The organism is Brevundimonas sp. EAKA (assembly GCF_000698025.1).
In the GTDB taxonomy this organism is placed as follows: domain Bacteria; phylum Pseudomonadota; class Alphaproteobacteria; order Caulobacterales; family Caulobacteraceae; genus Brevundimonas; species Brevundimonas mediterranea_A.
In genome coordinates this window covers 1-9864 of sequence record NZ_JMQR01000113.1, presented here as the reverse complement: position 1 = coordinate 9864, position 9864 = coordinate 1, and the positions used below count along the sequence as shown (strand labels likewise).

9 protein-coding genes and 1 pseudogene are annotated in these 9864 nt (G+C 67.6%); 2 read left to right on the top strand and 8 right to left on the bottom strand.

What is annotated here, in order from left to right; genetic code table 11:
- Nucleotides 1–54 precede the first annotated feature (54 nt).
- From sucD to ER13_RS13650, 7 genes are all read right to left on the bottom strand, one after another.
- Complete coding sequence (sucD, locus tag ER13_RS13680) at nucleotides 55–957, bottom strand: succinate--CoA ligase subunit alpha (RefSeq protein ID WP_008262761.1); 903 nt, start codon at nucleotides 955–957, stop codon at nucleotides 55–57.
- An 18-nt stretch (nucleotides 958–975) separates the two neighbouring features.
- Nucleotides 976–1401 carry a PIN domain-containing protein gene (locus ER13_RS13675; protein WP_035310075.1) on the bottom strand — a complete coding sequence of 142 codons (426 nt, stop codon included), beginning with the start codon at nucleotides 1399–1401 and terminating at the stop codon, nucleotides 976–978.
- The gene (locus ER13_RS13670; protein ID WP_035310073.1) at nucleotides 1385–1648 is read right to left on the bottom strand and encodes a ribbon-helix-helix protein, CopG family; all 264 of its coding nucleotides are present in this window, start codon (nucleotides 1646–1648) and stop codon (nucleotides 1385–1387) included. Before ER13_RS13670 ends, ER13_RS13675 begins: the two co-directional genes overlap by 17 nt.
- Nucleotides 1649–1701: 53 nt before the next feature.
- Nucleotides 1702–2613 (bottom strand): hypothetical protein, encoded by a 912-nt coding sequence (locus ER13_RS13665; RefSeq protein WP_035310071.1) that lies wholly within the window; start codon nucleotides 2611–2613, stop codon nucleotides 1702–1704.
- Between the two features lie 33 nt (nucleotides 2614–2646).
- On the bottom strand, nucleotides 2647–3837 hold the full coding sequence (gene sucC / locus ER13_RS13660; protein ID WP_008263529.1) for an ADP-forming succinate--CoA ligase subunit beta: 1191 nt from the start codon (nucleotides 3835–3837) through the stop codon (nucleotides 2647–2649).
- A gap of 99 nt (nucleotides 3838–3936) precedes the next feature.
- Entirely contained in the window at nucleotides 3937–5457 is a 1521-nt protein-coding gene (locus ER13_RS13655) for an MFS transporter (RefSeq protein ID WP_008259696.1), read from the bottom strand.
- Between the two features lie 119 nt (nucleotides 5458–5576).
- Nucleotides 5577–7802, bottom strand: coding sequence for a TonB-dependent receptor (locus ER13_RS13650; protein ID WP_008263148.1), 2226 nt, complete (start codon nucleotides 7800–7802; stop codon nucleotides 5577–5579).
- Between the two features lie 190 nt (nucleotides 7803–7992).
- Between ER13_RS13650 and ER13_RS13645 the strand changes: the two genes are divergently transcribed.
- Complete coding sequence (locus ER13_RS13645; RefSeq protein ID WP_035310069.1) at nucleotides 7993–8760, top strand: TetR/AcrR family transcriptional regulator; 768 nt, start codon at nucleotides 7993–7995, stop codon at nucleotides 8758–8760.
- Here the strand turns inward: ER13_RS13645 and ER13_RS13640 are convergent.
- Complete coding sequence (locus ER13_RS13640; protein ID WP_035310068.1) at nucleotides 8757–9290, bottom strand: DUF2306 domain-containing protein; 534 nt, start codon at nucleotides 9288–9290, stop codon at nucleotides 8757–8759. The two genes, ER13_RS13645 and ER13_RS13640, sit on opposite strands and share 4 nt — an antisense overlap.
- Before the next feature lie 159 nt (nucleotides 9291–9449).
- Between ER13_RS13640 and ER13_RS13635 the strand changes: the two are divergent.
- Nucleotides 9450–9864, top strand: a pseudogene (locus ER13_RS13635) (hypothetical protein); the annotation flags it as partial.

The window sequence follows — 9864 nt, the reverse complement described above, 5'->3', positions numbered from 1 at the left end:
CGCGACGCCCCTCCCCCGCAGGGGGAGGGAGAGGCGCCTGTGCGCCTTGGCTCCTTAACCCTTCAGCACTTCCACCAGGGTCTTGCCCAGGCGGGCCGGCGATTCCGACATGCGGATGCCGGCGGCTTCCATCGCCGCGATCTTGGATTCCGCATCGCCCTTGCCGCCCGAGACGACGGCGCCGGCGTGGCCCATGGTGCGGCCCTTCGGAGCCGTGCGGCCCGCGATGAAGCCGGCCATCGGCTTCTTGCGGCCCTTCTTGGCTTCGTCGATCAGGAATTGGGCGGCGTCTTCTTCGGCGCCCCCGCCGATCTCGCCGATCATGATGATCGAGGTGGTTTCCGGGTCGGCCAGGAACAGTTCCAGCACGTCGATGAACTCGGTGCCCTTGACCGGATCGCCGCCGATGCCGACGGCCGTGGTCTGGCCCAGGCCTTCGTTGGTGGTCTGGAACACGGCCTCATAGGTCAGGGTGCCCGAACGCGACACGATGCCGACCGAGCCCTTCTTGAAGATATTGCCCGGCATGATGCCGATCTTGCACTCGTCCGGCGTCAGGATGCCCGGGCAGTTCGGACCCAGCAGGCGCGACTTGGAGCCTTCCAGGCGGCGCTTGACGTTGACCATGTCCAGCACCGGGATGCCCTCGGTGATGCAGGTGATGAAGGGGATCTCGGCGTCGATGGCCTCGATGATGGCGGCGGCGGCGCCCGACGGCGGGACATAGATCACCGAGGCGTCGGCGCCCGTGGCGTCCTTGGCTTCGGCGACCGAGGCGTAGATGGGCAGGGTTTCGCCGTGCGAACCCGTCCAGTTCGTGCCGCCCTTGGTCGGGTGCACGCCGGCGACCATCTTGGTCCCGTGATAGGCCAGGGCCTGTTCGGTGTGGAAGCCGCCGGTCTTGCCGGTCAGGCCCTGGACGATGATCTTGGTGTCTTTGTTGACGAGGATGGACATGGGGTCTCGCTTCTTTGGCTAGGCGGAGAGGAAGGGGTTTTCGACGCGGACCGACCCGTAGGTCTGACCGTGATTGAGAACTTCGGAATAGAGCACCTTGGCGCCCAGCCGCTCGGCGGCGGCGATGATGGCGCCGTCCCAGTAGGACAGCTGATAGCGGCGGGCGTTGTCGACGCCCGCGACCACCACCTCCGGCGTGATCGGCTGGCAGGGCTTCATGGCGACGACGCGGACCCATTCGCGGGCCTTGTCCGACGAAAGCGGCGGCGCGCCCTTGCGCGTGGCGTTGTTGTAGAACTCGGCGAGCACCTGGCCCGAGGTGCAATAGTCCTCGGTCAGCACGATCTCGCGCGCACGCTCCCACCTATGCCCCGCATGGTCGCGACCAAGAGCGGCGTAGAGCAGAATATTGGTGTCGAGAAAGACCTCAGAACTCGCGATCAAACCGAGGGTCTCCGCTGTAGGTTTCTTCCCGTGTGAGCGGACGCCAACCCTCGCCTCCGCGGCCTTCGGATTCGTCGATCAGTTTCAGCAGCGCCTCGCGCGCCTCGTCCTTTGAGGTCTCCTGCTCGACCAGCCGTGTCAGAAAGCCGCGCACCATCTCGTTGACGCTGGTCCGCTTCATGGCGGCCAGAACCCGCACCTTGTCGAGCAGGTCGTCGTCGATGGCGAGGGTCAGGTTGCGGGTCATTGGTCTACACGGGTTATGTGGAACACATAGGCCGTGGAGCGAGACGGGGCAAGTCAGTCCCTTGTCGGCCAGCGGGGGCTCGGAATATCGAGCAACAATCCCAGCCGCCGCAGAATCCAGGCCTGAACCGGCGTCAGGGCGTACAGTCTCTCGAACAGCGCGGCCTCCCGGCCCGCGGCCCGCGCCTCGGCGTAGTCTGTCTGCTGTCGTCTACGGCGGCGGCCGCACTCCGCCGTATCGCCGACAGCCAGCCGTCGATCCCATTTGGCGCGCCAGCCGTCCAGGCTGATGGCGTCATAGTGGAGCAGCCAGGCCCGACCGCCAGCGCCGAGGTCGCGGGCGCGGGCGGCCTTCAACGGAACCTCCGCCCGCTTGGATTCGTGGATGCAGACGGTGATGTCGGCCAGGCCGCGCCGCACGGCGTGCTTGCCCATATGGTGGCCCAGCAGCCCCCGGACGAAGAACTTGCCGGCGCCCGGATAGAGGCCGTGACTCAGCTCGGACCAGAACGGCCCGCTGTAGGACTTGCGGGCCAGACTGGCCCCGTATTCCAGATTGAGATCGTCCCCGGATCGCCAGACCGCCTCGACGGTCTCGAAGATGACGGACTCATAGTCGGCCGGAACCGCCTCCAGCACGGCGGCCGGCGAGACCGCGCCGAACAGCCGCTCGTCTATATCGACGACCAGCAGCCAGTCGGCGGCCAGGCCGCGATAGGCCGCGCCATAGACGACCCTTTGCCGACCCTCGACCGTCGCCGGCCGACCGCCAAGGGCGGACCAGAAGGCGTCGTCACAGACGATCAGCTCGCCTTCAGCCAGGCCCACGGCGTCCGGCGCCGGCGCGGCCGCGCCGTCGAAATAGACGCGAACGCGCGCGGCCCCCTTGCGGCGGAAGTGATCGACGAAGGCCGCGACATGCCGCTCCGGCGCCAGGGCCAGGGCGACGACTTCGAACACGGCCATCGACGACGTCCGCCTGGGGGCGAGCCGCCGGACCTAGCCGACCGCCGCGACGATCTTCTGGGCGGCGTCGTCCAGATCGTCGGCGGCCTGGATGGTCAGGCCCGACTCGTTCAGGATTTTCTTGCCCAGTTCGGCGTTGGTGCCTTCCAGACGCACGACCAGCGGCACCTTCAGACCGACTTCCTTCACCGCGGCGACGACGCCCTCGGCGATGACGTCGCACTTCATGATGCCGCCGAAGATGTTGACCAGGATGCCCTGGACGTTCGGGTCGGCGGTGATGATCTTGAAGGCCGCAGCGACCTTCTCCTTGCCGGCGCCGCCGCCGACGTCACAGAAGTTGGCCGGCTCCTTGCCGTACAGCTTGATGATGTCCATCGTCGCCATGGCCAGGCCGGCGCCGTTGACCATGCAGCCGATGTTGCCGTCCAGCGAGACATAGGCGAGGTCCCACTTGGAGGCTTCGATTTCCTTGGCGTCTTCCTCGGTCTCGTCGCGCAGGGCGCGCATGTCCTCGTGGCGGAACAGGGCGTTGCCGTCGAAGCTGACCTTGGCGTCCAGGACGCGCAGACGGCCGTTCTCCATGACGATCAGCGGGTTCACTTCCAGCATGGCCATGTCCTTCTCGACGAAGGCCTTGTACAGCGCCGGGAACAGCGACTTGCCGTCTTCGGCCGCATCGCCCGTCAGGCCGTAGGCGGCGTTGATGGCGGCGACGTCGGCCTCGGTCACGCCCGTGGCGGGGTCGATGACGATGGTCTGGATCTTCTCGGGCGTGTCATGGGCGACGGCCTCGATGTCCATGCCGCCCTCGGTCGAGACGACGAAGGCCACGCGGCCATACTGACGGTCGACCAGCAGCGAGCAGTACAGTTCGCGGGCGATGTCGGCGCCGTCCTCGATATAGAGGCGGTTGACCTGCTTGCCGGCCTCGCCCGTCTGGGCGGTGACCAGGGTGTTGCCCAGCATTTCCTTGGCGTTCTTGACCACGTCCTCGATCGAGAAGGCCAGGCGCACGCCGCCCTTGGCGTCGGCCGGCAGTTCCTTGAACTTGCCCTTGCCGCGGCCGCCGGCGTGGATCTGCGACTTCACGACATAGAGCGGGCCAGGCAGTTGCTTGGCGGCGGCCTCGGCCTGATCGGCCGAGGTGATGGGCACGCCCTCGGCGACCGGGGCGCCGAAGCCCTTGAGAACCTGCTTGGCCTGATATTCGTGGATGTTCATGGCGACCGCCGCAATCTTTGCTGGGAAGGGTTTGCGGGGCTTATAGGCTTCGCCCCTTCGCAGGCGCAACAGGGGTCGACCATGGTTTTGGTCTAAGCTTCAGTCGACCCAGTCCCGCTTCAGCGTCCGCGAGGCCCCGATCAGCAGGACCGCCGCCAGCACATAGAAGCCCATGCCGGTGTAGATGGCCCACCTCAGGCTCTCTTCCCCGAACCGGGGCGCCAGCAGGTCGCTCATCCAGCCGAAATAGTAGAAGCCGACCGCGATCCCCAGCAGATTGTTCAGCAGCAGGAACAGGGCCGAGGCTGTGGACCGCATGGCCGCCGGGACCAGATGCTGGACCGCCGCCGTGATCGGCCCCAGCCAGGCCAGGTTCAGGCCGGTCGGCAACAGGAAGATCAGGAAGGCCAGGACCAGCTGCTGGGTGTTGCTGCCGCCGCCCGGCAGGACCAGGCCGATCAGCCAGGGCGAGTTCATCGCCAAGATGAAACAGGGCGCCGAGATCAGGAAGGCGATGGCCGGGGTCAGGGGATAGGCGCCCTTGCCCTTTTTCGACAGCTTGTCGGCGATCATGCCGCCCAGCCAGATGCCCAGCAGACCGCCGATCAGGGCGATGCCGGCGTAATACCAGCTGGTCTGACGCAGGGTCAGGTCGAAGCTGCGCATGAAGAACAGCGGCAACCAGCCCGCGACGCCATAGCCGCACACCGAGGACGAGGCCGCGCCCAGGCCCAGCAGCCAGAAGCTGGGCTTGCGGATCACCACCGAGGCGGTGCGTCGCGCCACCATCAGCGACACGCCGATCACCCCGGCCAGCAGGCCGCCGAAGGCCAGGACCAGCGGACTGCCCAGGGACACGCCCAGCAACCAGTTCGCCGCCGCCAGGAGCAGCAGCCCGGCGCCCAGGCCCAGCATGACCTGGGCCGCGATCCTGCCCGCCCGGTCCGTGCCGGCCGGCGCGGCCGCCAGGGCGGCGACCTGGGCCTCGGTCTTGACCGCATCGGTTCCGCCGCGCTGGGGATCCTTCACCGTCAGCCTCAGCAGGGGCGCGACCAGCAGGCCCAGCAGGCCGACGACGATGAAGGCCGTGCGCCAGCCGTAGGTCGCCGCCAGCAGCCCCCCGACCAGGGTGCCCGCCGCCATGCCCAGCGGAATCCCGAAGGCGAAGGCCGCGAGGGCCCGCGCCCTTTGATGGGGCGGGAAATAGTCGGCGATCAGCGAATAGGCCGGGGCGACCCCGCCCGCCTCGCCCACGCCCACGCCCATACGGCACAGGAACAGCTGACCGAACGACCCCGTCATGCCGCACAGGGCGGTGAAGCCGGACCAGACCGCCAGGGCTCCGGTCATGATCCAGACCCGGCTGAACCGATCAGCCATCCAGGCCAGGGGAATGGCCAGGGTCGAATAGACCGATGCGAAGGCGATGCCGCCCAACAGGCCGAACTGGCTGTCGGACATGCCGAACTCTTCCTTCAGCGGCGCGGCCAGGATGCCGATGATCTGCCGGTCCAGGAAGTTCAGCATGTAGATCAGGATCAGCACCGCCAGCACATAGAAGCGGTAGCCCGGTCGGTGCGGCGCGGGCGCCTGCGCGTCCGTCAGCGTGTCGGTCGTCATCGGCGTTTCCCTCGGCGTATTTTTCTTGTTGGGGCGAGCCTAGCCCCAAGTCTGGTCTCTGCAAAGCAAAGGGCGGCGGCCCGAAAACCGCCGCCCCAGCATCAGGCATTTGGTGACAATCAGAACCGGTAGGTCAGGCGCGCCGAATAGGTGGTCGGCGGGCCGTAGAAGGCGCTGATCGAGTTGTTGTAGGTCGCGCCCGGGAAGCTGTAGCCCCCGACCTTGTAGCGGACATCGGTCAGGTTGCGGCCGAACAGGCCGACCTCCCACTGTTTGCTTGGCGCGATCCAGACCACGCTGGCGTCGGCCAGGACATAGCCGTCCTGGTCCAGGATGGGATCCGGCGTGTCGAACAGGTGGTAGTCCGAGCGATAGGACAGCGACGGCGTGACCCGGATCTCCCCGCCCATGATGTCGCCCCGCCAGGTCATGCCGTAATAGGCCGACCATTCGGGCGAGTTCTGCGGCTCGCGGGTGTCGGAGATATCGACCGGCGTGCCGGTGATCCGGGTGATGAACTCGTCGAACTCGTTCTTCAGATAGCCCAGCGAGAAGTTGGCGGTGATGTCGTCGGTCAGGAAGGCCGACCCTTCCAGCTCGAAGCCGTAGATGGTCGAGGCGCCGGCGTTGTCGACCACCGAGGCGATGCCGACGGCCGGGGCCGTGGCCACCTGCTGGGTCGTGATCTGCTGGTCCTTGTAGTCGGAATAGAAGACCGCCGAGGCGAAATTCATCCGCCGGTCGAAGGCCGACCCCTTCAGGCCCAGCTCATAGGTGGTGACCGTCTCGGGCTGGTAGCCATTGACCGTCTGTGGCACCAGGGCGGCGTCGCCCCGCATGTCCCAGCCGCCCGACTTGAAGCCCTGGCTGACCGAGGCGTAGCCCGTGATTTCCTCGCTGAAGTCATACGAGATGCTGGCGCGCGGCGTGAACTTCTCGAAGCTGTCCGAAGCGGTGTAGTCGGTGCGTGTGGCGAAGATCGGCCGGGCGACTCCGCCGGTGTAGGGCGTCGGCGTGGCGCCCAGATAGAAGAGGCGCAGGACCGAGGCGTCCTTGTCGTCCTTGGTGTAGCGCCCGCCCAGCGAGACGTGCAGCCGGTCAGAGATGTCGTAGCTGAAGTCGCCGAACACCGAGAAGGACTTTGTGTCCACCGACCCCGCCGCCGCGATGGCCAGGCCCAGATTGCCCGCGATGGTGTCGAAGGCGCCCGAGGAGGTGCCGTCCAGATAGAAGACGCCCGCCACGCCCGACCAGCGATCGCCGGTGAACAGGGCCTGGAACTCCTGGGTGAACTGGTCGTCCGAATAGATGGCCGGCACGTCCAGGGTTGGCAGCGGCGTCTGGTCGAAGTCGATGATGGTCTCGGTGTCGCCGCTGCGATAGGCGGTGATCGACTTCAGGGTCAGCATGTCGTTGACCCGGTATTCGCCGGTCAGGGACACGCCCTCGGTGACCACCTTCTGCTCGCCGGTGATGCCGGCGTAGGTGTCATATTCGTTGGCCGGGGGCGTATAGCCGCCGGTGGTCGAGTTCACCTCGCGGTGGCCGTGACGGGGGCTGGAGTCGTCCTCGACCCGGTCCCAGGCCAGACGGAAGAACAGGCTGTCGTTCGGCGTCCATTCGGCGCTGGCGCGATAGGCGGTGACGTCCTTGTCGTACTGGTCCTGGCCGGTGTTCAGGTTCTCGCCGTAGCCGTCGTGCTGATAGGTGGCGACCGCGCCGCCGATGGCGAAGGTGTCACCCACCGGGACCGATCCGGACAGCAGGAAGTTGCGCTCATTGTACGAGCCCACCTCGGCCCGCGCCGTCAGGCTGGGATCGTCGCCCAGCCGCTTGGTGACGTATTTGATCGCACCGCCGATGGTGTTGCGGCCGTAGAGGGTGCCCTGCGGCCCGCGAAGCACCTCGATCCGCGAGATGTCGAAGATGTCCAGCACCGCGCCCTGGGGACGGGCCACATAGACGTCGTCGATATAGAGGCCGACGCCGGGCTCGAAGCCCCACAGCGGATCCTGCTGGCCCACGCCGCGGATGAAGCTGATCAGGGTCGAGTTGGAGCCGCGGGCGATCTGCACCGTGGCGTTCGGCGTCTGCTGCTGCAGGGCCGTGATATTGGTCGCGCCGGTCTGTTCCAGCCGCTCGGCGCTGAGGGCCGAGACCGCGACCGGCACGTCCTTCAGCTGTTCGTCGCGCCGACGGGCGGTGACGACGATGTCCTCGACCATATTGGCCTGCCCTGCATTGGCCGCCTGGGCCGCCGCCTCGGCGTCCTGGGCCGTGGAAGCCCCCGCCAGCACGCCCCACGCCGCGCCGGCCAGCAGCGCGCACTTCACATGATGTCTCATGATCCTACCCCTTCGGTTGTCGTTTCCAGCCCGATTGACGCTTTTATTCAGCGTTCAATGATTTTCCTGAACCTGACCCGGTTTACGCTGTCTGTCAAACCCTCCCCTTCCCCCGCGTCACCGCGCCGCCGGTTCGATCCCGGGCGTGGCGCCGTTGCACCGGTGCGAACGCCCGCCTAGCCTGAAGGACATGAGCAAGCTCGACGCCTCGCCCGCCGCCGTCCGCCCCATCGCCGCCGCGCGCCGCAAGGCGGCCGCCGGCGCTCTTCCTGGCCAGGTTCCGGCCCGGCGCGGGCGCCCGCCCAAGACCCAGGCCAAGGCGGCGGGCGAGACCCGCGACCTGATCCTGGACGCGGCCGAAGACCTGTTCTCCAAACACGGCTTCTACGGCGTCACCATCCGCGAGGTGGCGCGCGAGGCGGGCGTGGACACCGCACTTGTCCATTACTATTTCGGGGCCAAGCGCGATCTGTTCGACGCCGTCTTCCTGCGCCGGGCCGAGGTCTGGAACGACGACCGCGTCGCCGCCATTGATCGTTACGCCGAGGCCGCCGGGCCGGACATGACCCTGGAGGGCCTGCTCGAGGCCTTCCTGCGCCCCCCGTTCGAATGGTCGCTGAAGGGCGGGCCGGGCTGGAAACACTATGCCGCCCTGGTGGCCCAGACCAACGCCAACCCCACCTTCGGGGGCGAGACCATGGCCCGCTATTTCGACCCCGCCATCCGTCGTCTGATCGAGCTGATCGCCGTGGTCCTGCCGGACGCCAGCGAGGTGGACCTGTACTGGGGCTATCACAATCTGTCGGGCGCCCTGACCCTGACCCTGGGCGAGACGGGCCGTCTGGACCGGCTGTCGGGCGGCCTGGCCCGGTCCGGGGATCTGGAGACGGCCGGCGACTATATGGTCCGCTTCGCCGCCGCCGGCTTCCGCGCCGTCGTCGGCATGTCGCCCCGCTAGCTGAAGAAGATCGCCCACATCAGCCGGCCGGGCAGGAAGGTCAGCGCGCCGGCGACGATCAACCCGCCCACGAACATGCCCGTCATCGCCCGCCGGTGCGCCTGCACCTTGTGACGCCGCGCAGCATGGACCGCCATCGGCAGGCTCACCACCGTCCAGCCGCTGATCAGATGGATGAACGACAGGCCGGCCGGCCCGTCGGGGTTGATCGTGTGGATGAAGAACGAGCTGACCGCCGTCGTCCCCATGGCCAGCACCCAGATCCAGCCCAGCGCCCGGTGCAGCCGCGTCCCCTTGATCCCCGCCAGCAGCACGATGCCGATGGCCAGGGCGGTCAGGGCCGCCGCCACATGGATCTGGATCGCGGTCGGCGCCGCCGCCAGCAGGCCGAAGTCCGGCGCGCGCAAACTGAACCCGAGCAGGGCGATCCGCCCCCCGTCCGCCGCCAGATAGGCGACAATGGGGACGCCCAGCAGGACAAGGGCGGCGATGGACGGGGCGAAACGGGCGAAACGGGCGTGACGAAACAAGGGGAACCTCCGGCGATGTGTCTCGCCGCTTCTGAAGCCCGGCTCGCGGTCGCGCCTCCCGTTCTGCGTCAACGACCACCCCGGCTTCGCGAACGGACGCCCCTTCCTCCGCCCCCGAAATCATGATTTCAGACAGGCGTCCCTGCTTCGAAAGCCGCCATGACGTCTCCCGCCGCCGACCGTCGCCGAACCTTCCTGCGCGGCCTTGTCGTCGCCAGCCTGGTCGGGGTCTTCCTGGCGACCACCGGCGCCTTCGGCAGCGCCAACGCCCCCTATGTCCAGCGCCTGGCCTACTGGGTGCTGATGATGATCCTGGGCGGGCTGTGGGGGCATCTGTGCAGCCGGATCGTGACGCGGTTCGTCAATGTGGACGACCGCCCCTGGCTGACGGTGGCGGTGATGACCGCCGTGATCACCGGCCCCCTGAGCGTCATCGTCTGGGCGGCGACCGGCCTGTTCTTCGCCCAGAAACTCTATCCGCTGGCGGCCCTGCCCCAGCTTTTCGGCCCGGTCCTGGTCGTCACCCTGGCGGTCGCCACCGTCAATGTCTTCCTGGGCCGAGCCCAGCCGGTCC

Bases quoted from the DNA above. Each gene is read 5' to 3' on its own strand.
- ER13_RS13655 (WP_008259696.1), bottom strand. From the start codon at position 5,457: ATGACGACCGACACGCTGACGGACGCGCAGGCGCCCGCGCCGCACCGA.
- ER13_RS13650 (WP_008263148.1), bottom strand. From the start codon at position 7,802: ATGAGACATCATGTGAAGTGCGCGCTGCTGGCCGGCGCGGCGTGGGGC.
- sucC (WP_008263529.1), bottom strand. From the start codon at position 3,837: ATGAACATCCACGAATATCAGGCCAAGCAGGTTCTCAAGGGCTTCGGC.
- sucD (WP_008262761.1), bottom strand. From the start codon at position 957: ATGTCCATCCTCGTCAACAAAGACACCAAGATCATCGTCCAGGGCCTG.
- ER13_RS13670 (WP_035310073.1), bottom strand. From the start codon at position 1,648: ATGACCCGCAACCTGACCCTCGCCATCGACGACGACCTGCTCGACAAG.
- ER13_RS13645 (WP_035310069.1), top strand. From the start codon at position 7,993: ATGAGCAAGCTCGACGCCTCGCCCGCCGCCGTCCGCCCCATCGCCGCC.
- ER13_RS13665 (WP_035310071.1), bottom strand. From the start codon at position 2,613: ATGGCCGTGTTCGAAGTCGTCGCCCTGGCCCTGGCGCCGGAGCGGCAT.